Source organism: Sorangium sp. So ce295, assembly GCF_051527405.1.
Lineage (GTDB): Bacteria > Myxococcota_A > Polyangia > Polyangiales > Polyangiaceae > Sorangium > Sorangium cellulosum_B.
In genome coordinates this window covers 13,274,366-13,301,286 of sequence record NZ_CP150324.1, presented here as the reverse complement: position 1 = coordinate 13,301,286, position 26,921 = coordinate 13,274,366, and the positions used below count along the sequence as shown (strand labels likewise).

The 26,921-nt window shown below is 72.5% G+C and carries 24 protein-coding genes; 9 read left to right on the top strand and 15 right to left on the bottom strand.

Annotated features, from left to right (window positions below):
• The first annotated feature begins 2 nt into the window (after positions 1-2).
• From WMF11_RS50300 to WMF11_RS50265, 8 genes are all read left to right on the top strand, one after another.
• Positions 3-527 carry a hypothetical protein gene (locus tag WMF11_RS50300; protein ID WP_437975834.1) on the top strand — a complete coding sequence of 175 codons (525 nt, stop codon included), beginning with the start codon at positions 3-5 and terminating at the stop codon, positions 525-527.
• A gap of 129 nt (positions 528-656) precedes the next feature.
• The gene (locus tag WMF11_RS50295) at positions 657-1,223 is read left to right on the top strand and encodes an MmcQ/YjbR family DNA-binding protein (protein ID WP_437975833.1); all 567 of its coding nucleotides are present in this window, start codon (positions 657-659) and stop codon (positions 1,221-1,223) included.
• A gap of 118 nt (positions 1,224-1,341) precedes the next feature.
• Positions 1,342-1,857: a hypothetical protein gene (locus WMF11_RS50290; RefSeq protein ID WP_437975832.1), complete on the top strand. Its 516-nt coding sequence runs from the start codon at positions 1,342-1,344 to the stop codon at positions 1,855-1,857.
• 416 nt (positions 1,858-2,273) lie between these two features.
• The gene (locus tag WMF11_RS50285) at positions 2,274-2,750 is read left to right on the top strand and encodes a hypothetical protein (RefSeq protein ID WP_437975831.1); all 477 of its coding nucleotides are present in this window, start codon (positions 2,274-2,276) and stop codon (positions 2,748-2,750) included.
• Between the two features lie 366 nt (positions 2,751-3,116).
• Positions 3,117-3,905: a hypothetical protein gene (locus WMF11_RS50280; protein WP_437975830.1), complete on the top strand. Its 789-nt coding sequence runs from the start codon at positions 3,117-3,119 to the stop codon at positions 3,903-3,905.
• 850 nt (positions 3,906-4,755) lie between these two features.
• Positions 4,756-5,223, top strand: coding sequence for a hypothetical protein (locus WMF11_RS50275; RefSeq protein WP_437975829.1), 468 nt, complete (start codon positions 4,756-4,758; stop codon positions 5,221-5,223).
• Positions 5,224-5,434: 211 nt separating this feature from the next.
• Entirely contained in the window at positions 5,435-5,767 is a 333-nt protein-coding gene (locus WMF11_RS50270; RefSeq protein WP_437296829.1) for an ArsR/SmtB family transcription factor, read from the top strand.
• Positions 5,751-6,245, top strand: coding sequence for an SRPBCC family protein (locus tag WMF11_RS50265; protein WP_437975828.1), 495 nt, complete (start codon positions 5,751-5,753; stop codon positions 6,243-6,245). The genes WMF11_RS50270 and WMF11_RS50265 overlap by 17 nt, the downstream gene beginning before the upstream one ends.
• 48 nt (positions 6,246-6,293) lie before the next feature.
• On the opposite strand, the gene WMF11_RS50260 is transcribed toward WMF11_RS50265, so the two are convergent.
• The 11 genes from WMF11_RS50260 to WMF11_RS50210 all read right to left on the bottom strand — a co-directional run bounded on the left by WMF11_RS50260 (position 6,294) and on the right by WMF11_RS50210 (position 21,510).
• The gene (locus WMF11_RS50260) at positions 6,294-7,643 is read right to left on the bottom strand and encodes an ABC transporter permease (protein ID WP_437975827.1); all 1,350 of its coding nucleotides are present in this window, start codon (positions 7,641-7,643) and stop codon (positions 6,294-6,296) included.
• The gene (locus tag WMF11_RS50255; protein ID WP_437547984.1) at positions 7,640-8,602 is read right to left on the bottom strand and encodes an ABC transporter ATP-binding protein; all 963 of its coding nucleotides are present in this window, start codon (positions 8,600-8,602) and stop codon (positions 7,640-7,642) included. Before WMF11_RS50255 ends, WMF11_RS50260 begins: the two co-directional genes overlap by 4 nt.
• A complete protein-coding gene (locus tag WMF11_RS50250) occupies positions 8,599-9,987 on the bottom strand; it encodes a TfuA-like protein (RefSeq protein WP_437975826.1) in 1,389 nt (462 codons plus the stop codon). The genes WMF11_RS50255 and WMF11_RS50250 overlap by 4 nt, the downstream gene beginning before the upstream one ends.
• Positions 9,984-11,273 carry a YcaO-like family protein gene (locus tag WMF11_RS50245; protein WP_437906134.1) on the bottom strand — a complete coding sequence of 430 codons (1,290 nt, stop codon included), beginning with the start codon at positions 11,271-11,273 and terminating at the stop codon, positions 9,984-9,986. The genes WMF11_RS50250 and WMF11_RS50245 overlap by 4 nt, the downstream gene beginning before the upstream one ends.
• A gap of 55 nt (positions 11,274-11,328) precedes the next feature.
• A complete protein-coding gene (locus tag WMF11_RS50240; protein ID WP_437975825.1) occupies positions 11,329-13,938 on the bottom strand; it encodes a thiopeptide-type bacteriocin biosynthesis protein in 2,610 nt (869 codons plus the stop codon).
• Positions 13,935-16,466, bottom strand: coding sequence for a lantibiotic dehydratase (locus WMF11_RS50235; RefSeq protein ID WP_437975824.1), 2,532 nt, complete (start codon positions 16,464-16,466; stop codon positions 13,935-13,937). Before WMF11_RS50235 ends, WMF11_RS50240 begins: the two co-directional genes overlap by 4 nt.
• Positions 16,463-17,242 (bottom strand): hypothetical protein, encoded by a 780-nt coding sequence (locus WMF11_RS50230; RefSeq protein ID WP_437975823.1) that lies wholly within the window; start codon positions 17,240-17,242, stop codon positions 16,463-16,465. Before WMF11_RS50230 ends, WMF11_RS50235 begins: the two co-directional genes overlap by 4 nt.
• The gene (locus tag WMF11_RS50225) at positions 17,229-19,034 is read right to left on the bottom strand and encodes a SagB family peptide dehydrogenase (protein ID WP_437975822.1); all 1,806 of its coding nucleotides are present in this window, start codon (positions 19,032-19,034) and stop codon (positions 17,229-17,231) included. The genes WMF11_RS50230 and WMF11_RS50225 overlap by 14 nt, the downstream gene beginning before the upstream one ends.
• Positions 19,031-19,771, bottom strand: a complete 741-nt coding sequence (locus WMF11_RS50220) for a hypothetical protein (RefSeq protein ID WP_437975821.1) — start codon at positions 19,769-19,771, stop codon at positions 19,031-19,033. Before WMF11_RS50220 ends, WMF11_RS50225 begins: the two co-directional genes overlap by 4 nt.
• Complete coding sequence (locus WMF11_RS50215) at positions 19,749-21,065, bottom strand: YcaO-like family protein (RefSeq protein WP_437975820.1); 1,317 nt, start codon at positions 21,063-21,065, stop codon at positions 19,749-19,751. The genes WMF11_RS50220 and WMF11_RS50215 overlap by 23 nt, the downstream gene beginning before the upstream one ends.
• An 88-nt stretch (positions 21,066-21,153) precedes the next feature.
• Entirely contained in the window at positions 21,154-21,510 is a 357-nt protein-coding gene (locus WMF11_RS50210; protein ID WP_437906127.1) for a hypothetical protein, read from the bottom strand.
• 435 nt (positions 21,511-21,945) lie between these two features.
• Between WMF11_RS50210 and WMF11_RS50205 the strand changes: the two genes are divergently transcribed.
• Positions 21,946-24,006 (top strand): hypothetical protein, encoded by a 2,061-nt coding sequence (locus WMF11_RS50205; RefSeq protein ID WP_437975819.1) that lies wholly within the window; start codon positions 21,946-21,948, stop codon positions 24,004-24,006.
• Positions 24,007-24,048: 42 nt separating this feature from the next.
• Here the strand turns inward: WMF11_RS50205 and WMF11_RS50200 are convergent, their stop codons facing one another.
• From WMF11_RS50200 to WMF11_RS50185, 4 genes are read right to left on the bottom strand one after another with little or no spacing between them, the layout of a single operon-like run.
• The gene (locus WMF11_RS50200; RefSeq protein WP_437906125.1) at positions 24,049-25,215 is read right to left on the bottom strand and encodes an NADH-quinone oxidoreductase subunit D; all 1,167 of its coding nucleotides are present in this window, start codon (positions 25,213-25,215) and stop codon (positions 24,049-24,051) included.
• On the bottom strand, positions 25,212-25,760 hold the full coding sequence (locus WMF11_RS50195) for an NADH-quinone oxidoreductase subunit C (protein WP_437975818.1): 549 nt from the start codon (positions 25,758-25,760) through the stop codon (positions 25,212-25,214). Before WMF11_RS50195 ends, WMF11_RS50200 begins: the two co-directional genes overlap by 4 nt.
• Before the next feature lie 36 nt (positions 25,761-25,796).
• The gene (gene nuoB / locus WMF11_RS50190; RefSeq protein ID WP_012241670.1) at positions 25,797-26,345 is read right to left on the bottom strand and encodes an NADH-quinone oxidoreductase subunit NuoB; all 549 of its coding nucleotides are present in this window, start codon (positions 26,343-26,345) and stop codon (positions 25,797-25,799) included.
• Entirely contained in the window at positions 26,342-26,854 is a 513-nt protein-coding gene (locus WMF11_RS50185) for an NADH-quinone oxidoreductase subunit A (protein ID WP_437547962.1), read from the bottom strand. The genes nuoB and WMF11_RS50185 overlap by 4 nt, the downstream gene beginning before the upstream one ends.
• Positions 26,855-26,921: the final 67 nt, after the last annotated feature.

Sequence of the window (26,921 nt, the reverse complement as noted above, 5' to 3'; positions counted from 1 at the left end):
ACATGACACGGATGAAGCTTCTCGGGTTTCTGATGGCTGGTCTCGCGCTCGTGGCTTGCGGCGATGATGAGGGGAATGGCGATGGCGGTAGCGGGAGCGACATCGAAGGCAAAGAGCTCGGCGCGCTGACGGCCGACGAGGCCGACGGCCTGTGCGACGACCTCCGCGGGCAGGCCAAGACGATCTCGAAGGAGGACTCGTGCGAGGCCGCGGGGGTGCTTGCCTCTCTGTTCGGAACGGAGTGTGAGACCACCAGGCAGGAATGCATGAGCGCTCCGGAGGAGCCCGAGGAGACGGACGACCTCGACGAGTGCGGAGCGTCCCAGTTCACCGGCTGCACCGCAACGGTCGCGGAGGTCAGGGCCTGCGTGGACGCCATGGTGGGCACCATCAAGGCGCTCACGTGCGAATCGACGCTCACTGACCTCGCGGAGAAGCCCGCTGCGTGCGCCGCGATCGAGGAGAAGTGCCCGGGGGCCTTGGGCGGAGGGGAAGGGGAAGAAGAGGAAGACGAGAGCGAGGGCTAACACTCCTGAGCGCAGCGCCCGCCCCGCCGCGCGGCTCGGTCTCGGTGGCACGAGCCCGCGGCGGGGTAAAATCTTTACAAGACCGCCGGCGTCGCCTTCTCCAGGATAGGCTTCGAAGGGACGAACACCATGTCGAGCCTGTCTCCCACGCCTCCCACGCCCCCCACGCATGTTCCTCCTGGTCTCCGTTCCGAAGAGTTCCAGAGGCTCGCGCTGTCGCTTCCCGAGGCCGAGGAGCAGGACCACTTCGGCAAACCATCGTTCCGCGTGCGAGGGAAGATCTTCGCGACCCACTGGGTGGCGGAGGAGCGCGCCGTCCTCAAGCTGTCCCTCGAGGAGCAAGACAGCCTGGTGCAGGCGCAGCCCGACGTCTTCTCCGTGACGCCGTGGGGACACCAGGGCTGGACCCGGGTGGAGCTCCGCCGCGTCGATCGGACGCTCCTGGAAGAGCTGCTCGTGGGCGCCTGGCGTCGCGTGGCGCCGAAGCGCGTGGTCGCGCAGTGGGACGCCGGCCGCAGCGGGGAAGCCGGCGGCGCCTCCGGGCGCACCCTCACGCCCGCGGGGACGCCGGCGCGCCCCCTGACGGGCGCCGAGACACCCGGCCGGAGAGCGCCTCGAGCGCGCGCGGCAAGGCCCGCGCCGAGACCGCTTTCTATTTTCTCCCCAGCAGGAAGAAAGACTGAACCGTGGTCGTAGTAGGCTCGGCCCGCTCGCCTGCCCGGTCGACGATGCAGCCCGCTCGCTTCCTTCGGCGGAGCCGTCCTCGAGCGCCGCGCGGACACGCTGGTGAACATTCTCGATAAGGGAGCGCTCGATGACACGAATGAAGCTTCTTGGATTGCTGATGGCTGGCCTCGCGCTCGCGGCATGCGGCGGCGACGACGACGGGGGCAACGGGGACACCGGGGGCCAGAGCGGAGGTGACCTCGACGGCAAGCAGCTGGGCCAGCTGACGGCCGCGGACGCCCAGGCGCTGTGCCAGGATCTCGCCGCGTCGGTCACCATCACGAAGGCAGACCTGTGCGAGGTCGCCGGCGCGTTCGCCGGCGCGTTCGGCGGTGACTGCGAGACCACCAAGGCCGAGTGCATGAGCCAACCGGAGCAGCCCTCGCAGGGCGGCGGCGAGTGCTCCACCGATGGCTTCACGGGCTGTACCGCGACGGTGGCGGAGTACAAGGCCTGCGTGAAGGCCCAGGCCGACGCCGTCAAGGCGATCACGTGTGCAACGCCGCCCGACACCTCCGGAGAGCCCCCGGCAGGTTGCGCCGCCCTCAGCGAGAAGTGCCCGGAGGTCCTCAGCACCGGGGAGACCGACGGCGCGGGCTCCTGAGGTCGCCCAGCGCCCCGCTTCCCGATCGTCCCCGGGCGTCACGACCTCGAAGCGCGCGATGAGCGCCACGAGGTCGGCCAGGAACCGCCCGGGGCTCTTGGCCTCATCGTCCTAGCTAGCGGCGAAGCTCCCTGTCCGGAGCCGCGCCCGTTACGCCCCTCCGCGCCCAGGCCATGACGTGCGGTGGGCCGAGCACCTCCACAAGCTGCACGCGACCGGCATGCCTCGAGCGCCATCCCGCGCTGTCCTCCGCTCGGAGCTTCACCGGCGAGATGGTCGACCGCGTCGCACGCAAGGCTGACGTGGCGATCCGGCTGGAGACGCTGCCCGGGAGCGCGAAGCGTGGGTATCGTCGGGGCCAACGGGGTGCCTGCGGGTCCTGAACGGCCACGAACGCACCTTCTAGGAGAGCTCGAATGAAACGGATGGCGCTTCTCGGGGTCCTGGCGGCTGGGCTCGCGCTCGTGGCGTGCGGTGACGATGGGGGCGAGACCGCAATCGCCCTCGACGAGAACCAGCAGATCGGGGACCTGACGAGCCAAGAGGCCAGCCAGGTGTGCGACGATCTCGAACAGCCGATGAAGCTCTCGAAAGTGGACCAGTGCGATCTCGTCGGACTGCTCATCTCCTCTGAGAAAGGGGACTGCGTGGTCACCTGGCGGAAGTGCCTCACCACTCCAGGTGAGCCGCTGACGTCGAGCAGGTGCAACACGTCCGAGTTCAAGTGGTGCACCGCCACGGTCGCGGAGGTCAAGGCCTGCATGATCGCCGTAACCGAAGCCATGAAGGCGCTCTCGTGCGGGTCCGACCTCGACCTCTTGCAGTCTCCTGAGGAGTGCGCGGCCGTCAGCGAGACGTGCCCGTGGCTCCTCCAGGATGCCGTGGGCTTCTGAGGTCGCCGCTCGCCACGCTCACCGGTCGATCTCGGGCGCCACGACGTCGAAGCTCGCGCTCGGCGCGACAAGGTCGGCCGGGGACAGCCCCGCGCCGCCGATGAAGCCATTGCGTGCCCGCGTGTCCCGGTCAATGCAGGCTCCTATCCGAATGCTTGACAAGCATGAATAAAGGGCTATCTCACAAAGCTCAGGCACAAGGGGGGGGGGGGTATCATGGAAATCAAAAGCGGGACGGCGCCGAGAGACACGGCGTCTCCAACATATTTCATTGTCACCTGTCTGGCTGGCGTCTCAGCGCAGCGGCGCCGGAGCCGACGCGCAGGAAGCGGGGCATGCGCGGCTGGCCGGCCCTGGCTCGGCGTCGTGTATGCGGCGCTGGCGTTCGCGACACTCCTGCTCTTTCCGACCCGAGCAGCCCACGCGCAGCCCGCGAACGATGCCATCACATCTGCCACCGTGGTTCCACAGCTCCCTTTCACCGACACCATCAGCACCGTCGATGCGACCACGGCGCTCGACGACCCCAACTGCGCCGGAAACGGGCCGACGGTATGGTACTCCTTCACGCCGAGTACGGACGTCGATGTCTTCGTAGAAGCCAATACGTTCGGGAGTGAATACGACACGACTGTCTCGGTGTACACAGGCAGCCCGGGGAACCTGACCCAGCTCGCGTGCAATGACGATGCGGTTGGCTTGCTGTCACGCGTGGTCTTCAACGCCACCGCCGGCACCACCTACTACGTCATGGTGGGGGCGTACGGGAGCGGTCCGGGCGGCAATCTCGTCTTCACGATGGATCTCACCACACCTCTCGACGTCTCGGTCACGATCGACCGGAAGGCCAGCTTCGATCCGGCTGCGGGGACGGCGGTCGTGTCGGGGACGGTGACGTGCTCGCGCCCCGTCTTGGTGAACGTCTTCGGGGAGCTCCGGCAGCGTGTGGCCAGGCACTTCGAGATAGTGGGCTTCTTCGGGACAGATGTCTTCTGCGAGAGCGAGATCCCGTGGAGCGCCACCATCGACCCCGACACCGGGTTCTTCAAAGGAGGTCAGGCGGTCGTCACTGCCACGGCGTACGCCTTCGATCCAAATTTAGGGGAGTTCGACCAAAACACGCAGCAGAGGGACGTCTCTCTGACCGGCAAGTAGTCACAGCGCCGCGTTGCTCGCCGTGGGGAAACATCCTCGGAGCGCGCGGCTGCACCCCCGCGACCGACAGCCGCGTTCGGTCCTCGTCGCCAGGCGGCGTCTCTGGGCGCCCGCGCAAATCCATGTGGGCGAGCGGGTTGTTCAGCACGTAGCTGCACGCGTCTCAGCTCTGGCCGAAAAGCGGCTTTGAGACGAGCGGATCGGCGTCGCGAAGCGGCCAATCTCCGGTTCAACCATCCACCGCTTCCTGCGGACGAGCACGCTCCAAGTATCCTATCCTCCAGCGCGCGGTCCGCGCGGGTCGGCAACACGCCGCGGCGCGCAGGGGCATGCGCGACAGCGCGCCGCGCTCGCCGGTCGATCGGGAGCGCGCTGATCCACCGGGAACTCAACCTGGTGGAGAACCTCGATATCGCTGCCGACCTCTCCCCCGGCCTGGAGCCGCGAGCGCGACGGGCGCGCGCGCAGCGGGAGGCGCCGTGCCTGAGCCACGAAGCGACCCGAGAAGCCCGGCCTGTTTTACGTCGCGGCGGACATCGAGGTCGGCGCGCTTGTTCTGCTGCTCGAGCGGTATAACCCCGGAGACCTGGAGCTGATCCACACCGTCTACGTCGGCGGTAGGCAGATCCCCCGCCGCGTGCGCGCGTTCGTCGATCCTCTGGTGGACGGCCTCGCCGGCGCGCCGCTCCTCTGCGCTGCCCAGGCGCCCTCGACCTAAGGCGCGGGCTCGTGGGCGCTCCGGCGCATCGACGAGCGCGGGGCGCGTGTATCGTCGAGGCGACGGGGTGCCTGCGGGTCCTGAACGGCCAGGAACGCACCTTCCTTGTCAAGGAGAGCTCGAATGAGACGGATGACGCTTCTCGAGGTCCTGGCGGCTAAGCTCGCGCTCGTGGCGTGCGGTGACGATGGGGGCGAGACCGCGATCGCCCTCGATGAGAACCGGCAGCTCGGCGAGCTGACGGCCGAAGAGGCCAGTCAGGTGTGCGACGATCTCGAACAGCCGATGAAGCTCGCGAAAGCAGACCAGTGCGATCTCGTCGGACTGCTCAACTCCTCTGAGATAGAGGACTGCGTGGCCATCTGGCGGGCGTGCCTCATCTCTGCAAATGAACCTCTGACGTCGACCAGGTGCTTCACGTACGACTTCGAGGGGTGCGCCGTCACGGTCAAGGAGGCCAAGACCTGCCTGATCGCCATGGCTGGCACCCTCAAGGCGCTCTCGTGCGGGTCCAGCCTCGACCTCTTGCGGCCTCCTGAGGAGTGCGCGGGCGTCCGCGAGAAGTGCCCGTCGCTCCTCGAGAACGGCGAAGGCTTCTGAGGTCGCCCCTCGCCTCGCTCACCGGCCGCTCTCGATCCAACCGCGTCGCCGCATCGCCTCGCGCCAATGCCCTCGGTCGTCGAGCGCGATCGTCAAGCTGTCGCGGCTCCTCGCATCCTACATCCGAGCACCTGCAGCGGTCCGCCCCGGATCCGCGCCGTCCCTGCATTCCGCACCTTGACAGGTGACCATTTTGTAACATATCAAGGGGGTGACGGACGACGATCGCGTCTTCAAGGCGCTGGCCGATCCCACCCGGCGCTCCCTCCTCGACCGGCTCTTCGCGCGTGACGGCCTCACGCTCACGGAGCTCGAGTCCGAGCTCGAGATGTCGCGGTTCGGCGTGATGAAGCACCTTCGGGTGCTCGAAGCAGCGGGGCTCGTCGTCACGGTTCGATCGGGCCGGAAGAAGCTTCACTACCTGAACCCGGTCCCCATTCGCCAGATCCACGATCGTTGGATCGACAAGTACACCGAGGGGCGCATTTCGGCGCTCGTTGATCTGAAGAAACACCTGGAGAAGAACAATGACGACGAAGAGTGAGAAGCCGGTCCACATCTACCGAGTCCACATCAAGGCGACGCCCGAGGCCGTCTGGGAGGCGATCACGAAGCCCGAGTGGATCGAGAAATACGGTTACTGCGCCCGCGCGGAGTACGATCTGCGCCCCGGCGGCAAATACCAGGCGTTCGCGAACACGGAGATGGCCCAGCACGGCGGCCCCAGCGTGATCATCGATGGAGAGGTCATCGAGGCCGATCCCCCGCGAAAGCTCGTTCAGACGTGGCGCATCCTCTGGGATCCCGAGATGAAGGAGGAAGGCTTCAGGCGACTTACCTGGGAGATCGAGGTGAGCCCGTACGGCATCACGTCGCTGACCGTGACCCACGAGGTCGGCGACGCGCCCAAGACGGCGGCCATCACCTCGGGCGCGATCAAGGAAGCCGGCGGAGGCTGGAGCTATATCCTGAGCGATCTGAAGACGCTGCTCGAGACAGGCAAGACGCTGTCGGCGGCTTGAAAGCGCTGCGCCGCGCTTCCGGACAGCCGATCGCGCCGTCGGCCCGCGTCACCCGGCGCGGGCCCAGCGCCAGAGCTCGCGGAGGGTCGGCGTCGATCCATGGGAGAGGACGCCTATCCGGAAGATCCTTGCAGCCACCCAGATGAAGAGCAGCACGGTCGCGCCGGTGCCGCCGATGGCGACGAGGATCTGCCAGAGCGGCGGCTCGGAGACGAGGACCCGGACGAACATCACCATCGGGGCGTAGATCGGGATCATCGAGAGCACGACGGCGAGCGTCGAGCCGGGGTGACCGGCGATGACCACGAGGAAGAACGGCGGCGCGGAGAGCGCCATCGAGATCGGGCTCATCAGCTGCTGCGCGGCCTTCTCGGAGCTCGCGGCCGCGCCCCCGACGGCATAGACAGCCACGTTCACGAGGTATCCAAGGACGAAGAACACGACGAAGTAGACGGCGACCATGGGGCGAAGCAGGGTCTCGGCGTCGATGAGGCGCGGCCCTCCCAGCGCGCCTATCGCGACGCCCGCGACAGCCGCCATCCCGAGCCACACGACGATCTGCGTGAGGCCGGCGGCGGCGAGGCCGAGGATCCTCCCGGACAGGAGCTCGAACGGGGTCACCGACGAGAGGAGGATCTCCATGATCCGGTCCGACTTCTCCTGCACGATGCGGCGCAAGATCTCGCGACCATTCAAGAGGATCGCGACGAAGAGCAGGCCGCCGAAGCCGAAGGCGACGAGCAGGTCGAGGTCGCCGCCGGGGCCCCCGGGGCCGCTCGAGGAGAGAGGCGCCGAGTCGAACGCAGGGGGCGACAGGAGGCCCTCGATCTCGGCGGCGTCGCGGCCGCGCGCCGTCCACCGCGCCACGGCGACGCCGCGCGCCACCACCGCCGCGGCGTGCTCGACGGCATCGAGGTCAGCCCCCTTCGCGTACAGCGCGCCCCGCGCGCCGGGGTCCTCGAGCATCGCGGGCGGGAGCACCACCACGCCGTCCACGCCGTGCCCTCCCGTCTCGACGCCCGCCCTCGCGTCGTCGAGCAGCGCCGCGACGGTCGCGCTCGTGGCGGCGGCGTCCCCGGGGGCCACGTAGGTGAGCCGCAGCCGGGCGGCCCTCGGGAGCACAGCGCTGCCCATCGCGGCGCCGAGCGACCTCGCGCTGGACCGCGCCGACGCCTCCTCGGCCAGGCTCGCGGAGGCGGCCTCCACGACACCGCGGAGGCGGCCTGTCCCGTCGACCACGACGACCGAGCGATCTCCGTCGCCGACGGCGACGAGGAGCGCAGGGAGCAGGCCCACCGCCGCGAAGAGGACCGGCAGGAGGAGCGTCGTGAGGGCGAAGGACGCGGTCTTCACCGAGGCGACGTACTCACGCTTCAGCACGACGAGGACGCGGCTCATGACGCCTCCAGCGCCGCTTCGCGACCCGCGCGCGCCCTGTGGGCGAGCGGCGGCGGGGCGCCCTCGCCGACGACGCGAGAGAAGATCTCGCCGAGCGACGGCGACGAGACCTCGAACCGCCGCACCTGGAGGCGCGAGAGCGCGGCCGAGAGCGCCCGCTGCGCGTCGCCGGCGTCGCGCAGCACGAGCTCCGCCGCGCCGGGCTCGATCCGCGCGCTCACCACGCCGTCGACGCCGAGCAGGAAGGTCCCGTCGCCGTCGAACTCGATCCGCGCTGTGTTGCCGGCGAAGGACGCCTTCACCTCGCCGACGGGCCCCGAAAGGACGACGCGCCCCCGATCGACGACGACCACGTGGTCGGCCAGGCTCTCGGCGAGCGGCATGACGTGGGTCGAGAGCAACAGGGTCTTTCCGGCGGCGCGGAGCTCCCCGAAGAGCCGCTTCACGAGCACGGCGTTGACGGGATCGAGGCCCGACATCGGCTCGTCGAGGACGAGGATCTCCGGGTCGTGGACGAGCGCGCCGCAGAGCTGCACCTTCTGCTGGTTGCCCTTCGACAGCGTCTCGATCCTCGCGCGCGCGACGTGCTCGAGCTCGAGCGACCGGAGGAGCCGCGCGGCGCTCTCGCGCGCGCGGCGCGGGCGGACGCCCTTGAGCTCGCCGAGGAAGGCCAGGTGCTCGGCGACCGGCATCTGCTTGTACAGGCCTCGCTCCTCCGGGAGGTAGCCGACGCGATCGCGGATCGCGACGCTGTCGCTCCTGCCCCCGAGCACCTCGACCGCGCCCTCGTCGGGGAGGAGGATGCCTGTCACGAGGCGCATCGTCGTCGTCTTCCCGGCGCCGTTCCGGCCGAGGAGGGCGGTGGCGCCGCCGCGCCGCACCTCGAACGACACGGCGTCGACGGCCCGGCGCGACGCGAAGACCTTCGTCGCCCCGCGGAGCGAGATCGCGGGCGTCATCGGCGCTCCGGCGCCGAGGCGCTCGCGGCGCGGCGATAACACACCTCGCGCAGCGCCACGCGCTTGAACTCGTCCGCGTCGGCGAAGCCGGCGGAGCGCAGCGCGCCCGCCGGATCGGGCGGCACGGGCGTGCCAAGGCATCGCTCGAAATACCACCGGATCAGGTCGCCTTCGACCATCCCGGCGTCGGAGAAGGCGGGGTTCGACAGGCCGAGCTCGGCGAGGCGCTGCTGCTTGTCGCGGGCCCGGGAGAGCAGCTCCGCGTACTCGCCGGAGACCGAGAGGTGGTCGCGGACGTGGCCTTGCGCGACCTCGTCGACCGCCTTCTCGACCCAGCCGATGAGCGCCTCGGCGCGGAGCAGCCGCGTCAGCTCGCCCCAGCCGACGCTGAACCGACCCATCCACGCCTTCACGTCGTCCGGCTCATAGAGCCGCCGCTCGCGGCGGAAGGCGTCGGACGCCCGCTCCAGCGCGGCGTTGTCCACGGTGAGCCCGCGCCGCTCGGCCTCCTGCAGCGCGAGGTACCGGAGCATGGCGCCGCGCTTCGCCCGGCCGTAAGCCGCCGCGTCGAGGCGGAGCTCGTCCAGGATGCTGTCGAGGGCGACTGTCTCATACGGCGACGGGTCGCCGGCGCTCGGGCGCTCCGCGGCGACCATCTCGCCGGCCGCCTGCTCGGCGCGGCACCAGAACTCGGTGACCTCGAACCTGTACGTGACGGTCTTCAGCGAGAAGCCCGCCTCGGCGCGCGCGCGGAGGTGCCGGAGCAGCGCGATCGCGTCGTCGCGCTTCTGGTTGACGCGCCCCTTCGGCAGGAAGTCGCGCAGCGACGTGAGCTCGCTTTGCGGGACGCCGTGGCGGGACGCGGCCTCGAGGATCACGGGATAGACGCGGTCGGGATAGTAAAGAGACTTTGCGACCGCCGTGAGCGCGTCGCGCGTGGCGGCGGTGACCACGCCCGCGGCCGCCGCGGCGTCGAACGTCCTGCGGATATTGACCATCGCCTCGGATCCGGCGCGAAAGCCGCTGTCCGCGGGGCCGTGGACGACGGCCACCTCGTCGTCGTCCTCGAGGAGGCCGTCGCGGTACGCCTCGAAGATGGCGCCCACGCCTTCCATGCCGAAGGCCGAGAGCTCGGCGGCGCGCAGCGCCCCCATGCTGGAGCTCCCGAAGACGTGGATGCCCTGCGCCATCGCGAAGAGGATCTCCTTGTGCCAGACCGCCGGGACCCGCTCGAAGTAGCCGTCGATGATCGCGATGGCGCTCGGGCGCTTCGCGCATGCCCGGTAGACGTCGCCCTGCGAGACCGGCGGCAGATAGGTGGCGTCGAGCTCCGCCCGCGCGGCCTCGAGCGAGAGGGTCGGACCGACAAAGACGATGATGCTCATACGATCTCCTTCAGGCTCGCCGCGCTCCCGCTCCGGCGCTCGAGCGCGCGGCGGAACCGGCGGCCAGGGATGTAGTTGGGGAACGAGTGGATCCCCTCGAGCCCGGGAATCACGATCTTGACGACGGGGATGCCGAACTCCGGCTTCGTGAGATCGAAGGCGACGACGCTGTCGATCCCCACCGCGCGCAGCCGCTCGAGCTGCCAGGCGACGTCGTCCTCGAACGTCTCGCCCGCGAACGTCGGGCCCGCGGAGAACGGGCGCTCTCCGCGCGCCGTCAGCAGCCGGCGGAGGTGCCGGACCTGATCGGGGCTCCGGTGGCGGTCGTACTCGGTCCGGAGGAGATCGTCGCGCGCGCCCGAGATGACCGTGAGCCGGGTCTGCGCGGCCTCGGTGAGGGCGCGCAGCAGCGCGACGGCGCGCGACGGGTGGCAGCCTTGCCCGCCGGAGCCGTGGAGCGCCCGGACGGCGTCCTCCGTCCGCTCGGCGATCAGACACTCGTACGAGGGGATACCGACGTCGGAGGTGGTCTCCCACGCGCCGACGGCGATCCCGGCGGCAGAGAATCGCGCGAGCACCTCGCGGCAGCCGGGATCATCGATGCTGTCGAGATCGAGCCGCCTCGCGTCCCGCTCCTCGTCGGTGAGCGCCCCCCACACGGCCGTGGCGTCGCGCTCGACCACCTCGCAGATACCGTAGCTCACCGCCTCGAGGATCCCGTTCCCCGACGAGAGCCCGTTGGTCGAGCAGCAGAAGATACCCGGGTTGACGCGGCCCGTGGCGGTGGCGTTGACGTGCACGAGCTCGTAGGGGACCCACACCGGGGCGCCGCGCATGAGGTCGTAGCCCTCGGCCCACAGGAGCGGGGTGTCCTCGTCGAGCGGCACGCTCGATGTCCGCGGCAGCGCGGAGACGTCGGCTATCGCGTGGGAGCGCCGGAGCTCGCGCGAGGAGCCGAGGAGCAGCGGCCGGACGATGTTCTCGCCGTGATAGGCCTCGATCGACTCCATCAGCCCCGAGACCTTCGCCGCCGCGAGCGTCAGCCCCTTTCCCTGGCTGACCGAGAGAGAGCGCGAGTTCGGGCGGCAGACGACGACGACCGGTATCCCGATCGCGTCGAGCCCCGTGACGTTGGCGATCCGCGTGATCCCCATCGCCGGCATGAAGCCCTTGATCCGATCCAGGGTCTCCTCGGGCGAGGCCGCGCGGTGGGTGCCGTTCATGAAGCGCTTCTTCTCGGGGCCCGAGAGCCCCGGCATGGGCGGAAGCTTGGTCTGAGTCTCCACGATGCTTCTCCTTCGCTCTGCGCCGATGGCGGGCGCGGCTCGAGTTCGTTCTCGTTCAGGTGCTTTGCAAACCGAGGACCACCGGCCTGTCGCGGCGGCCGTCGCCGCGGCAGGCGTCGCGCCGCGCCCGGGCGATGGCCGTGACGAGCCGCCGCTCCTCCGGCGGGACGCCCGCGGTGAGCTCCGCGGCGCGCGCGAGCGCGGCCGCCCTGCCGGCGTCGTCCCCCGCGGAGGCGGCGACGTCGGCCTCGAGGTGCGCCGCGGCGAGCGCGAGCAGGGGCGCGCTCCGCGGGGCGGCCCCCCCGAGCGCGGCGAGGCGCGCGCGCAGGCGATCGAGGTGCGCCCCCGCCGCCCCGGCCTCCCCCCGCGCGAGGGCCGACTCGGCGCGCGCGTAGAGCACGGCGAGCTCGCCGTAGGGCGAGCGCCACACGCGGGCGCGCGCCGGCCGCGCGCCGTCGAGCCACGCGCGGACCGGGGCCGCGTCGCGGCGCGCGAGGCCGAGCGAGATCGCGTTCTGCGCGGCGAGCGACGCGAGGTCGAAGAGGCCGATCCACGCCGCGTGACAGGCCGCGATCTCGAAGAGCGCCGCCGCCTCGGCGAGCTCGCCCGCGGCCGCGACGCTGCTCGCGAGGCGCACGCGCACCATGAGGGCGCGGCGGAAATCGGCGAGCTGCTCGGCGAAGGCGAGCGCCCGGCGCTGGTGCGCGAGGCCGCGCTCGTGCTCGCCGCTGGCCGCGTGCGCGGCGCCGCGCCACGCGTGCGCGGCGGCGAGGCACTGCGGCGGCGCGTCGCCGCGCGGCGCGGCGAGCAGGGCGTCGAGCCGCGCCTCGTGCTCGGCGCGGCGCTCGTCGGTCGCGCACGCGAGCGCGGCGTCGAGCTCCGCCCAGCAGCGCTCCGCGGCGGACGCGCCGGGCGCGAAGCGCTGCGGGGCGACCTCGTCCCGGAGCGCGTCGAGCGCGGCGGTCTCACCCAGGTTGTGGAGCGCGGCGAGGAGGACGCGCCGCGCGAGCGCGCGGCGGCGCTCCGGGAGGCCGAGGCGGAGCGCCGCCTCCGCCGCCTGCCGCGCGAGGGCGGGGCGCGACATGCGGAGCATCGTCCTCGCGAGCGCCACGAGCGCGTCGGCCCGCGCCTCGGGCGAGAGGCCGGGCGACGCCAGGGCGTCGCCGAGGATCGCGGCGGCCTCGTGCAGCGCGCCGGCGCGGCAGAACGCTTCGCCCCGCGCGACCATCGCGGGCCCCGGCGTCACGGCGGGGGCGGCCGCTTCGCCTTCGGGCGCGGGCGCGGCCGCGACGCGGAGGAGCCCCGGCCCCTCCTCGATCTCGGCCACGATCGCGGCCCACCCGGGGCTCGGGCGCCCGCTCGCGGTGATGACGAGGGCGAGCGGCTCCGTCTCCAGGGCGCGCGCGAGGAACGCGACGGCGTGCTGCGTGTCGGCGTCGGCGCCGTCGACGTCGCGGAGGACGAGCACCGTGGGCTCGAGCGTGTGCTCCGCGAGGAAGGCGCGGAGCGCCTCGGCCACGGAAGCCGGGTCGGGCGGCAGCGGACACTCCGGCGCGTCGTGCGCGGCCTCGATGCGGCCGAGGGCAGCGAGGAGCGCGCCGCCCGCCGGGTGGGCGTCCGCGAGGGCGCGCAGCAGCGCGAAGGGCGCGGACATCCCGCCGGCGGGCGCGGCGGGCGCGATGAACCGGAGGCCGTCGCGACGGGCTGCGTCGCGGAGCGCGTCGAGCGCGGCGTTTTCGCCAGGGTCGAGGAGCGCGGTGACGGGCCGGCGCTGCTCGGCCGCGCGGGCGAGGCGCTGCCACGCCTCGCCCGGCGAGGCGCCCGGCGGGCGAGCCCGCGGCGGCTCGCGCGGGGCGCCTGCCTCGGCGAGCGCGTCGGCCACCCACACCTCGAAGGCGAGCGTGAGCCCGAGGCGGTTGTGGAACGTGTGGGCGAGGTTGGTCACGACGGTCGCCAGCGGCACGCCGAGCGCTCCACGCCGCGACGCCTCGGCGAGCTCGGGCAGGTCTGCGTCGAACGCGGTGAGGAGCGCGCGCTCGCCGTCGACGAGCTCGCCGAGCGCGGCGAGCCCCTCTCCCCGCACGAGCGCGCGCACCAGCGCGATCGACTCGGCGTCCGGCGCTGCGCCGATGAGCTCCATGCCCGAGATCGCGCGGGCGAACGTGCGCCAGTGCCGCGCGTACCCCGCGAGGAACGACCGCCGCGCGTCGCCCGCGATGCCCGCGCGCGCGAGCAGCGCGTCGAGCGCGCAGGCCGCGACGAGGGCGCGCGCCCGCGGTCGCCCCGCCGTCTTCCGGATGCAGCCAAGCGCGAACCTGCTCGACGCGAAGAACTGCCGCTCCGCGATCTCCATCCCCGCGGGCCCTCCGTGCTTCTCGAGCTCCGGCTCGTACGCGGCGGCCTCCGCGCGCGACACGGCGGCGCAGCACGCCGCCGCGGCGTCCACGCGCGCCGCCACGTCGACGGGGTCGTGCCCGGGCGCCACGCGCACGCGCAGCCGCAGGTGGTCGCCTCCCTCGGCGTACCGGAGGAAGAAGAAGCGATCGATCGCGCCGCGCTGCTCGAGCTCGGACACGAGCGGATCGATGAGCCCGAGGAGGAGCGCGTCGGTCCCCTCGCCCTCGAGGCCCCGATCGTGGAACAGCTTCCGGTAGATCCAGCTCATCGCGCGCTCCTCTCGCCGTCGATCTCGACAAGCAGCTCCGCCGCGTGCGGCCTCCCGTCGAGGCGCAGCCACGACGCCTCGGGCTCGGGCAGGAGCTCGGTGAAGACGAGGTACCCGTCGCCGGGACCGCCGAGCAGGCGAGCCAGCCCGATCAGCGTGAACGGGCTCTCCCAGTCGACGTACATGTTCGTCTCGGTGAAGCCGTAGCCGGCCACCTCCCGCCCGACGTACCGGGCGAACCCCCGGCTCGGGAGATCGAGCTCGCGCCGCAGGCGCGCGATCGCGCGGAAGTACGACGCATACGGCTGCTTCGGCTCCTTGCGCGGGATCGCGCTCACCGGGATCGCCCACCGCGCGCGCTCCACCACGACGCGACCGACCGTGAGGCGCGGGCGCCGCGGGGCCAGCGCGACGCCCCGGGCCAGATCGAGGCGATCGAGCACGTTGTAGAGGTCCGCGCGCTCCGCCACCGTGTCGTCGCGGAGCCGCGGCGAGAGCGCGCGGAGCAGGAAGTGCGGATCGGGCAGCGCGGCGTCCCGCAGGAAGCCGAGGTGGATCGGCTCGATCTCGCGGCCGAGGCGCCGCGATCGCAGCCGGAGCTCGACCGCCGCCGCGTCGAAGCGGAGGGAGAGATCGCGGAGCGGCAGGACCTTGTCGCCGGGCGCGCTCGGCTCCCACGGGAGCTCGAGCGCCCACGCCGTGAGGCGCGGGTGCACCTGGAAGTTGAGGCCGAGCGTGGGCGAGAGCTCGACGGGCAGCGGACCGTCCTGCTGCGCCAGGCGGCGGCGGATCGCCTCGAGGGCCTCGGGGGCGCGCCCCTCGGCGTCCGCGAGGTAGCGCGACAGGTACTTCGCGCGCCCTGCCTGCGCGCCGTTGAGCACGACGCGCGGCGCTCCGCCGTCGCGCGGGCAGGGAGGCGCGATCTGGAGGAAGAGCGCCATCGACGACGGCGCGTCCGGGGCGGCGAGCCCCTCGAAGAGGCCTGGATCGAGGCGCACGACGTCGCCCGTCGCCGCGGCGACGACGCGGCCGAGCTCCGCGTCGATCCAGCGGATCGGCTCGGACGCGCCGCGGATGACCGCGACGCGCCGCGGGTCCTCGAGGATCTCGGTCACGAAGCCGCCGACGTCGTCGCACACGCCGTCACGACCGAACCGCTCGATGAACGCCGCGCAGAGCCGGCGGTGCGCGGCCCCGCAGGCGCTCGCGCGCACGAAGCGCACGACCGGCTCGAGCGCCTCGGCGAGGGCCCCGCGTGGGACAGGGAGCTCCGCGCCGGAGGCGCCGTCCACCATGACATCCTCGAGCAAGGCCGAGCGCCCAGGGCCGCGGCCGAGCTCGACGGCGAGGCGCGCGCGGGTCTCGACGCCGGCGGTCGCGTAGTCCTCGAGGCGCCGCGCGACCGAGCGGAGCTCATCCGGCGCGCCCGCGCACCCCATCTCACCCAGGGCGTCTGCCGCGGCGCGCAGCCCCGCAGGGGTCGGCCCCATCGGGACGCTCGCCGGCTCGAGCATGCCCGCCTCGACGAGCTGCTCGAGCACGTCGCGGCACGCTCGCTCGTCGGCGTCGTCCGACGCGAGCGCCCGGGCGGCGTCCTCGATCGTGCGCCCCTCGGCGCCCTCGACGAGACGGGCGACGGCGGGCGTCCACCCGAGCGACATCAGCTCGCCCGACCCGGCGCGCGAGAACACGACCGACGGCGCGGCGCCCGCCACGAAGCGCCGGAGCGGGTTCATCCGGAGCGGCAGGCGCGCGCGCGCGTGGGCGTGAGCCGCCGGCTGAGAGGACATCGCGCGCGCGACGAGCTCCCCGGCGTGCGCGAGCGCGAGCTGCGGGAGGCTGCGCCACCGCGCTTCCTCGGCCGTGGGAGGCGCGCTGCAGACGCCTTCGGGCGACGCGGAGAGGTCGAGCAGCGCGACGCCCGCGAACCCCGCGAACGGCGTCGTGCGCGCCGTGGCGCGGAAGACGTAACGCGCGATCGTGGCCTCGCGGATCTGCTGCGCCGAGGTGAGCGGCGCGCCGCCCGGGATCTCCGCGAGCTTCTGCGCCGTAGTGTAATGGTCGGCGCTCGAGAGCAGGATCCCGCCAAGCAGGCGCGAGCTCCCGAGCGTCTTCCGGAAGCGCTCCGACGCGGCGATCCACTCCGCGGCGAACGTCGCCTCGTAGCGCTCCTCCAGCGCGGCGCACCGGGCCGCGCGCGCGTCGACGAGCGCGAGCGCGGCGCGCGCCCCTTCCGGCGGCGCGGTCCTCGCGCCCTCGAGCGCGCCGGCCGCCACGGCCTTTCCGTTGAACAGCCGCCGCTTCACCTCGAGCGCCGCGCGGCGCAGCGCCTCGTCCTCGCACCCGCGCACGACGTCGAACATGCGCGCCGCCGCGTGCGCCCGCGCGGCCGCGAGCTCGAGCTCCGCCACGGCGAGCTCGCGTTCGATCGCGGGGCTCTCGCGAAGGCGGAGCCCGGCGAGCGCGTCGGCCGGCATCCCGGCGACGCGCAGCGCGCCCCACGGCGCGATCTGGAGCCCGCGGCTCATCGCGGCTGCCCTGCGCGAGGCGCCTCTCGGGGCGTCGGCTGGCGGGGCCCTCCGACGGCGAACGCGAAGAACGCCGTATGATCGCGGCCGTCGAGCCCGAGGACCTCGTCGACGACCGCGGGGGCGAAGCCGCCGGTCGCCGTGTAGGTGAGCGCGAGCGTCTCCGCGACGAGGTACAGGCGGTCGGTGAGCCACCCCGCCGCGAACGCCGCGCCCCGGTAGCCGCGATCGCCGAACGCCACGAGCCACCGCCCGATCGGGACCACCAGGAAGAGCACCGCCGCGCCCATGGCGTGCTCGCGCTGCAGGATCGCGGTCTCGGCCATCCACGCGCGCGGCGCCGGGCCGATCGGCGCGAGGCGGTGCTCGCCGCGGTCGTACCGGTGCGCGCCGGGCGGGACACCGTCGACGTCGAAGACCACCGGAAACAGCAGCGGATCGAGCGTCGCGTCCGCGAGCCCCGCCGGCCGCGCCGCGGCGACCGCGAGCAGCGTCCCGAGCGTCGCCGCGTCGATCGCCCCCGCCGAGAGCCTCCCGCTCCGCCGCGCGGCGATGACCGACGCGAGCGAGCGCTGGACCGGCTCGAGCGCGCGCGGCGCGGGCAGCGAGAGGGCGCCCTCCGCGTCCCCGGGCAGCGGCGACGGCGCGGGGAGCGCCGGCTCCGGCGACGGCCGCGTCTCGGGGTAGCGGCTCGCGACGACGAGCTCGGCGACCCCCCGCAGGGGCTGGGTCGCCGCGGCGAGCGTGGACGAGATCCTGTGATCAGCGAGAGACATCGCGGGCCTCCGTGGCTGCGCCCCTGAGCGCGATGAGGAGATGCGGTGCGAGATCGATGCCATCGACGCCGACAACGCGCGCGACGACCTCGTCGTCGAACGTCCAGACCGCCGTCGCCGCGAGGCCGAGCTCCTGGGCGAGGAGCTCCACGCGGTGGGCCATCAACCCGGCGTCGAGCAGCGCGTAGGTGTACCCGCGCGCGTAGTACTTGGAGCACGCCCGCGCGACCGAGCCGACGACGACGATCACGGCGCCCGCGGACTCCACGGCCGCGGCGTGCTCGGCGCTCCCGCCCGCCAGCGCGGCGCGCGCGAGGGCGCCCGAGGCCACGCCGGCGCGGAGCGGCGTGAGCGCGCGCGCGGCGAGCTCGAACCGGTGGACGCCCGCCGCGATCCCGGGGACCCGGGCCACGGCGACGTACGCCTCCGCCGAGCCGAGGTTCCCGGCCGACGCGGTGGTGCGACGCACGTGGGCCTCGCCCTCGGCGCGGCGCTCGACGCGCCCGCCGAAGCTCAGCTCGAGCAGCGCGCCGAGCGCGCCCGCGTCGAGCGTGCCCGTCGCGTCGCGCCGTCGCGACAGCGCGGCCCCCACCGGCGCGCCGAACGCCGCGCCGAGCGGCGTGGCGTTCGTCGCACCGGCGCCCTCCGGAGACCGCCGCGGCGACGGCGCGGCCGGCGTGCTCTGCAGCTTCCGCACCTCCGGGCTGATGTGCGCCTGCATCCCCGCGTGCTGGCCGATGTGCCACGGCTGGACGACCGTCGTGTTGTGGAACATCCGCGCCAGGCTCTCCGCGTGGCCGGACGGGAGCGTCGCCGTCCGCGGCGGCGCGTCGCCGCCGCAGAGCGGACAGCTGGGCAGCCTGGTCATGAAGGGGTGGAGCGCCGTCTCGCCGGCGCCGGGCCGCCACACCTCGACGTGCTCCAGCGGGGCCACCGCGAGCAGCCCGCTCGCGTGGAAGATCACGTGCTGCGCGACCCGGCTCACGAGCGCGCGCCCCCAGAGCGCGCGAAGAGCGCCGTCGTCGAGCGCCGGATCCGCCGCGGCAGCGCCGATCTGGAGCCGGACGCACGCCGGGCACGCGGACGCCCCGGGCATCGTGAGCGGCCCGATCGTCCACGTGCCGGGGTTCGCCGCGAGCATCGGGACGCGCGCCGCGATGCACGCGCGCGCCGCCGCCTCGAGCGCCTCCTGGTCGCCGATCACCACGGCCAGATCGACCTCGCCCTGCGCGAGCTCCCCGGCGCTCGCGGCGAGGCGGACGTCGGCGACGCCCGCCTCGCGGAGCATCGTCACGAGCATCCCCGCGAGCTTCGCGTCGCCGTCCCCCAGGGCGCGCACGCGCGCGCCTTCGAGCGCCCGCTGCGCTTCCCCCCGGCTGCGGTTGCGCCCCGTCCGGCGGAGGTACCTGCTGAAGAACGCGCGCTGCGCCCGGCGCGGCTCCTCGGCCTCGTCGGCCGCGGCGCCCTCGCCCTCCTCGAGCATGCCGTGCATGTGCATCAGGTGGATCGCGTCCCGCAGGTCGGAGGCGACCACGCCCGGAAACGCGGCCTCGACGTCGCCGACGGTGCGCGTCCCGTCGAGCAGCGGCACGAGGTTCTCCATCACCCACGGGAGCGACGCCCCCTGGATGATCTGCGCCTCGCCGCCGAGGACGTGGAGCTCTCCGCCCGGGAGCGTCACGCGGAGGAGATCCTCGACGAAGCGCGGGCGCTCCGGGCAGCGGAGCTCCCAGTAAAGCTCGGCGAAGCGGCTGAGATCGCGGGCCTCGTAGGCATCATCGGACGGGCTCATCGGTCACCTCCCACGCCGGACGATCCGGCGATCGCGAGCGGGTGCTCGGCGAAGTACCCCGCGAGCGACGCCCCGCGCCCCGCCGCGTGCTCGCCGGCGGCGCACCGCCCGCAAAGCCCGACCCGGGCGAAGCGCCGCGCGCGGAGCGCGCCCGACGTGACGTCGCACTCCCAGAAGCGCCCCATGCGCGCGGCTCCGGCGCGGGGCGGCTCCGGCGCGCCGCGCTCCCTGGAGAGCGCGAGCGCCTCCGCGGCGAGCAGCGCCGCGGCCTGCTCGGTGACGGCCGCGAGCTCGCCCTGGAACCAGGGGCCAGGGTCGCCCGAGGCCCCGAGCGCCTCGAGGGCGTCGTGCGCCTCGAGGTCCAGCGCGACCGAGCGCACGCGCCGCGAGAAGCAGGCGAAGCACGGCGTGCGGCCGGGGATGATCGACGGCCCGATCCGGAGCTCGTGCGCGAGCAGCGTGCCCGACGTCCAGGCGACGCGCGCCGCGAACGCCGCCGCGTCGAGCGCGAGCGCCGCCGCGGGCCGGGGGCGATCGGTCGCGAGGACGATCACCGCGTCGGGCAGCGCCTCCGGCGCGCCCGTGCCCAGCGACGACGTCGTGACCCGCGCCCCCGCGCCGGTCAGGAGCTCCGCGCAGCGGGCGCCGAGCTCTCCGTCACGGAGGACGTGCACCGCGGGCGCGCCGGCGGCGCGCTCCGAGGCCGGGCTCTCCTCAGGCGAACGGGATCGGATCATCGGTGATCGACTCCTCTGTGCGAGCGCCGTACCCGAGCCTCTCCGGCGCGTCGTACAGGCGGGGGTGCGCGAGGTACCGCGCGTGGTGGGTGAAGCTGATGGGCAGGAGCTCGGGCACGATCACCTTCACGACGACGATCCCGAAGTCGCGGACCTCGGGCATCGTCACGTCGACGGCGACCACCTCCATGCCGAGCGCCGCGAGCCGCGCGACGATCGCCGCGAGCGGGTCGTCGCCCTCGATCGGGCGGGGGAAGGCGGTCGCGACCGGCGCCTCGCGCGTGGCGAACGCGAACCGCGCGGGGCCGTCCGGTCCCGCGTAGAGGCGCCCGAACGACTCGGGTGTCTGATCGGCGTCGGTGAAGAACGACGCCCGGGTGACCGGCGGCGCGGGCTCGCTCAGCGCCACCCGCAGGCTCCCCACCTCCTCGAGGACGCGCGCCGCCGCGGCCTCGCCGTCGGGGCGGCAGGCCGCCATCGCGATCGCGTGCGGCGCGCCGTGCGCGCACGTCTGCACGGCGCCGATCACGGGGACGCCGACGTCGGTCGTGAGATCGAGCAGCGCCGTCTCCGTGCCCGCGGCCTCGGCGCTGCGGAGGAGCGCCGCGACGAGCGGGCTCCGCGCGCTCCCGGGCGCGATGCGCGGCATCCGGAGCTGGTGCAGCCAGAACAGCGCGAGACTGTCGCGCTCGATCACCTCGCACAGGCCGGAGAGGATCGCCTGCCGGAAGCTCGCGCCCGCCGCGAACCCCGTCGAGAGCGGGAAGAGCGCGTGCTCGCGGATCGGCAGCGGCAACCCCATGTACGTCGCCGTGAGCGGCACCCAGATCGGGCGCTCGTGGGTGAGCGAGAAGCCGCGCACCCAGAGCTCGTCGCGATCCGGATCGGGCTCGCGCAGGCGGAAGGCCGAGGGCGCGCGGGCCCGCTCGCGCGCAGAGCAGCGCGGCAGCCGCGCGGGGTCGAGCGCGCGATCGCCGAGCGAGCGCGGCGTCGCGCGCAGCACCCCCTCGGTCGGGTACATGACGCCGCAGTAGCGCTCCAGGGCCTCGCAGACGGCCCGGATCTGGGCGGTGGTCTCGTCGACGGCCGTGCCGGAGCCCGTGAGCGACCCGAGCTTCGAGCCCGTGCGGGACGGGCCCGGGTGGAGCGCCGCGGGCCTGCCGAGGAACGCGGTGAAGCCGTGCATCTGCCCCTCGAAGCCGGGGGGAAAAATGAAGCGCCGAACACGGCGGATGATCCCGCAGCGCTCGTCGATGAGCGGCGCGAGGCGATCGATGAGCGAGATCTCCGACATGACGGCGGCTCCTTGAACGGGGCAGGCGGCGCCCCGGGAGCCCGGACGCGCGACGCGCGTCCGGGCCGCCCGGGGTGCGCCTACGGGTTCACTTCTTGTCGGCGCCGAGCTCGACGCCCTTGGCGATCGCGGCCGAGACGAGGGCGTCCTGGCCCATGACGTCGAGCGCCTTGTCGTGCATGCGGATGACGCTCTCGAGCTGCCCCTCGTCGAGGCTGTCGAAGGACGAGTTCGACGCGACCTCGATCGAGCTGATCGAGGAGAAGCACCCGCTCGTACAGGCGGAGCTCAGCGGGGCGGCCTGGAGCGTCTCGTTGCTCTTCTCGCTGATCTTCTTGAGGGTGAGCTCGAGACGCTGCACGCCGGCCTTCGTGTCGACGACGTCGGTCGCGCCGGCGGTCGTCTGCGTCTCGAACATCGACTCGGTATTCTGGATGGTGAGCATGGCAATCTCCTTACAGACGTTGACTACGTATCGACGCGCGCGGTCGCTCGCGAGGATTCGCGAACGACCGCGCGCGCCCTCTCGGATGCGCTCCGAAGAGTCCTTGAGGTCCAAGGCGGCATGTCGCCTGTGACACCCCGTGTTCGTCGAGCCGGACAGCGAGCGTGCCTCCCGGCGCCGCTCCAGCCCCGAAGCTCGCGTTCCTTCGTTCCTTCACGTCAAAGCAACGCGCATGCCGCGGGGCCCGAGCTCACGACCGCAGCCCGGGACCGGCGGAGCGCCGGCCAGGGCGCGGGCGGCATCCCCACGATGCGGCCCTCGATGCGCAACTACGCGCCCAAGTGAGCAAGGTTTCGCTCAACATGCGCAGGCGGGTCTCCGAGGGCGCCTCGGGGACGAGGAGCGCGTATCGTTCCCGCGAGGCACCGAAGCACCATGCGTCTAGACCGGCTCGCCCTCTCTCTCCTGCAGATCGCGCTGCTCGCGGCGTGCGTGCAGCGCCTCGACCCGGTCGGCGGCCCGGGGACGGACGCCGGGCCCACGTTCCCGTGCCCACCGGGCGCGGTGGAGACCGGCGCGGGCTGCGAGCCGGCGGGGGTCCCGCCCGGGCGGTGCGGGAGCGGCTTCACGCCCGACGGAGCGCAGGGCTGCGTGCCCGTGCTGCCGGCGGAGGCGGGCCCGCCAGGGCAGATGGCCGTCCCCGGCGAGGCGGCGTGGCGCGAGGTCGCTCCGTGCGGGGCGGGCCCGTGGGGCGGCGCGCCGATCGACGAGACGACCGAGTTCGTCGACGCGGCCTACGCCGGGGCGGACAGCGACGGCACGGAGGCCAGACCGTGGACGACGATCCAGGACGCGATCGACCGCGCGGCCGAGGGCGCCCTGATCGCGATCGCGGAGGGCAGCTACGTCGAAGAGCTGCTGATCTCAGGGCAGCCCGTGCGGCTCTGGGGCCGGTGCCCCGCGCGCGTCGAGATCGTCGGGCCGCCCTCGGCGATCGCCGTCCAGATCGAGAGGGGCGCGAGCGCCACGGAGATCCACGATCTCGCGATCCGCGGGCAGGGCATGGGTCTCGGCGTGGCGAACGCGCGCGATGTCCTTGTCGAGCGGGTCTGGATCCACGACACCAGCGATGTCGGCGTCCTCGCCGCAAGCCTGGGCTCCGAAACGAGCCTGACCGTGCGCGGGGCGCTCGTGGAGCACACAACGGGCGCGGGCATGGTCGTGGCGGACGCCGCCGTGACGCTGGAGGGCACGGTCCTGCGCGATATCGATCTCGCCACCGGGGACCGGGGGCACCCGTTCTACGGCCATGCGATAGCGATGCAGGTCGAGTCGTTCGAGCGCCGCGCGAGCGTGACGGCGCGATCCGTCGTTATCGAGCGCGTCGGGGGGCTCGGGTTCAGGTTCTCCGGGGCGGACGGCGTCGTCGAGGACAGCGTCGTCCGCGACGTCGCCTGGCTCGCGGCGGAGCTGCCGGGCACAGGGCTCACGGCGACCCATATCCCGGACTTCGATCCGGGGACCCTCACGGTCCGGGGCAGCGTCCTGGAGCGGAATCACACCGCCGCCATCGCGATGATCGGCGCCGAGGCGACCATCGAGGCGACGGTCGTGCGCGACACGGGTCTGGTGCTGACGGAGGGTGATCCGGGCCACGGCATGGGCCTCTACACCGAGCCGAGCCGCGTCGACGGCCGCCCCGCCCTCGTGGCGCTGCGGCACGTCCTTGTCGAGCGGAGCCGCGAGAGGGGGGTCGTCATCAACGGCTCCGACGTCGAGATCGATGGCCTCCTCGTGCGGGAGATCCTCCCCGGCGCGCCCGACTACGGCGCGGGGATCGAGATCGCGCACGATCAACGGCGCTCGAGCGCCCAGGTGCGCGGCAGCGCGGTGGAAGGCAGTTACGGGATGGGGATCGCCGTCTTCGGGGCCGACGCGACCCTGGACTCGACCGTGGTGCGCGACACGAGGCCGCTGCCGTCGAACGAGGAAGTCGGCCGGGGCGTCAATGTCCAGTCGCTGCCCGATCTCGGCGAGCGCGCGAGCGCTCACCTGCGCAATGTCCTTATCGAGTCGAGCAGGGACGGCGGCCTCTTCCTCAGCGACTCGGACGCGACAGTCGACGCGACGACGATCACGGACACCCTGGGGCGCACGCTCGACGGCGGGGACGGCTACGGCTACGGCATCATCGCCTACAACAACGAGACGGGTCAGGCGGAGGCCCTCGTCCGGGACAGCGTGATCGAGCGGAGCACCGCGGCCGGCATCTACAACGTCGGCGCGACGGTGCGGCTCGCGTCGACGACCTTCACGTGCGAGCCGCTCGACCTCGTGAGGTACGTCGATGAGCGCTCCCCGGCGGTCTACGAGGATCTGGGCGGGAACGTCTGTGGCTGCGATGGCCGCACCGTCGCCTGCAAGGCGGAGCCGACGCGCCTCGAGCCCCCCCGCGCGCTGCCGCCGCCTCCGCCGCTGCCCGCAAGCGAGGACTGAGACAGCCATTCGCCGGCTACCACCTCGAGCCCCTCGCCCCGCTCACCGGTCGATCTCGGGCGCCACGACGTCGAAGCTCGCGATGAGCGCCACGAGGTCGGCCAGGAACAGCCCGGGGCTCTTGGCCTCGATCATCGCCATCGCGGTGAAGCTCCCTGTCCGGAAGCGCGCCCGGTACGCCTCCTCCGCGCCACGCCCGATGACGTAACAGCCCATGTCGCCGCGGGCGCTCTCGATGCGAGCGTACGCCTCCCCGTCGGGCCGCATCTTCTTCGGCAGCTTGCCCAGGATGTCGTCCTCGGGGTGCTCGTCGATCTTGTCGAGCGCCTGGCGGAGGATCTTCGCCGACTCGCGGCACTCCTCGACACGGACGTAGAACCGGTCCCAGCAGTCTCCCACGGTCCCGTAGCGCCCGCGGCCCACGGGGACGTCGAACTCGAGCTCGGGGTAGACCGAATACGCGTCCTCCTTGCGGAGATCCCATTTCACGCCGGACCCGCGCAGGTTGGGGCCGACGAGCCCCCAGTCCTTCGCCTCCTCGGCCGTGACCACGGCGACGTTGGCGAGGCGCTTGATGAAGATGTCGTTCAGGCTGATGAGCCGGTCGAACTCGACCATGATCGGCTCGAAGCGGTCGAGCCAGTGCCTCACCTTGTCGGCCCACCCCTTCGGCATGTCGAACGACACGCCGCCGATGCGGTGGTAATTGAAGGTGAGCCGCGCGCCGCACAGCTCCTCGATGAAGTCGTTGATGTACTCCCGCTCTCGCAGCGCCCACGGGAACGGCGTGACCGCGCCGACGTCCATCGCCATCGCGCCGAGCGCGATCATGTGGCTCCCGATCCGGTTGAGCTCACAGGAGATGACGCGGAGGTACTGCGCCCGCTTCGGCACCTCGATGCCCATCAGCTTCTCGCAGGCGCTCGCCCAGGCCTCGTTGGCGAACATCGCGGCGATGTAGTCGACGCGATCCGTGTACGGCATGAAGCCGCTGTACGTGCAGCGCTCGCCGATCTTCTCGATGCTCCGGTGCAGGTAGCCGACGTCCGGCACCGCCTTCCGGATGATCTCGCCGTCCGTCGAGATGATGAAGCGGAGCACGCCGTGGGTCGACGGGTGATGAGGCCCCATGTTGAGGGTCATCTCGTCTTCCATCTCGGCGCCCGGCGCCGCGCCCCCGCGATCGACGCTGAAGATGACCTGGCTCATGACGCCTCCGCGTCCTTCTTCGGGAGCTTGATCTTGAAGAGCTCGACGGGGTTCGGCCGCTGCGTCGGGATGCCGCGGTACTCGGCCTTCTCCTGCCAGTCCTTGCGCAGCGGGTGCCCCTCCCAGTCGTCGGGCAGGAGCAGGCGGCGGAGATCCGGGTGCCCCTCGAAGCGCACGCCGAACAGGTCGAAGCACTCCCGCTCCTGCCAGTTGGCCGCCGACCACACGTCGACGAGCGTCGACACGGCGGGGCTCTCCCGGTCGAGGAACACCTTCAGGACGACCCGGTGCTTCTTCGCGTACGAGTAGATGTGATAGACGACGACGATCTTCTTGAGATCGGGATAGTCGACCCCGGTGATGCACTCCAGGTAATCGAAATCGAGCTCCGGCGCCTCGCGCAGGAACCGGCACACGGCCTCGAGCTTCGCGGGCGCGACCTGGAGCCAGGCGTCGCGATCCTTCGGAGACACGGGGTGGAAGTCGAAGACCGCGTCTTCGCCGAGCTTCGCCTGGAGCGCCTGGAAGATCTCTTCGGGTGACATGGGGGTACGGGAGGTGTCGAGTCGAGAGGAGGGGGCTCAGCCGCCCGTCGCGCCGCGGCGGCCGAGGGCCCGCTCGCTCTTGATCTTCTCCTGGATCTTGAGGAGCCCTTCGAGCAGCGCCTCGGGGCGCGGGGGGCAGCCGGGCACGTAGACGTCGACCGGGATGATCTGATCCACGCCCTTGCAGACCGAGTAGGCGTACTGGAAGAGGCCCCCGCAGTTCGAGCAGCTGCCCATCGAGATGACGAAGCGCGGCTCCGACATCTGGTCATAGAGGCGCTTCACGCGGGTCGCCATCTTGTAGGTCAGCGTCCCCGCGATGATGAACAGGTCGCTCGACCGGGGGCTCGGCCGCGGCGCGGCCCCGAAGCGCTCGAGATCGCCGCGGGGGCCGCCGGTCTGCATGAGCTCGATGGCGCAGCAGGCCAGGCCGAAGAGCATGTACCAGACGCTGTTCGACCGGCCCCAGTTGAGCAGCCAGTTGACGGTCTGATCGACGCTCGTCGTGATGACGCCGCCGCCGTCGCTCTCGTACTTCGCTTCCCACCCGCGGGGCGGGGCCATCAGGTTCAGGTTCGATGTCATGACTCCGCACCTCCCTCGGCGGCCGCCGCCTGACCCGGGAGGCCCGCCGGCGCGCCTTCGCCCGCGCCCGCGAGCGGCGCGCGCGGTCGAGCCCGGCTGCTCACGTTCTGAGCCCCGCGCGGATCCCCCTTGATGGAGCGGATCCAGTTGAAATCGCCCTTCACCCAGACATAGGCGAAGCCGAGCATCAGGATGGCCACGAAGAGGAAGATCTCGATCAGCGCGAAGAGCCCGTTGCCCTGGTCCACCCAGCGCTTGAACACGGCCGCGACCGGGTAGATGAACGCTATCTCGACGTCGAAGATGATGTAGACGAGCGCGATGATGTAAAACCGCGGGTTGAAGTTGAACCACGCGGGCCCGACAGGCGCTTCGCCGCACTCGTACGTCTCGACCTTCTCGGCGTACATGTTGTTGGGGCGCAGCAGCCTCCCGAACAGCAGAGAGCCGAGCATGAAGCCGATCGCCACCAGAAAGAACGCGGCAACGCTGGCGTAGGCCATCAACATCGGGCGGAACCTCGCTCGGCTCGCCCCCCTCGTTTCAGGCGAGAGGGGTCGGATCCAGGGGTGGTTA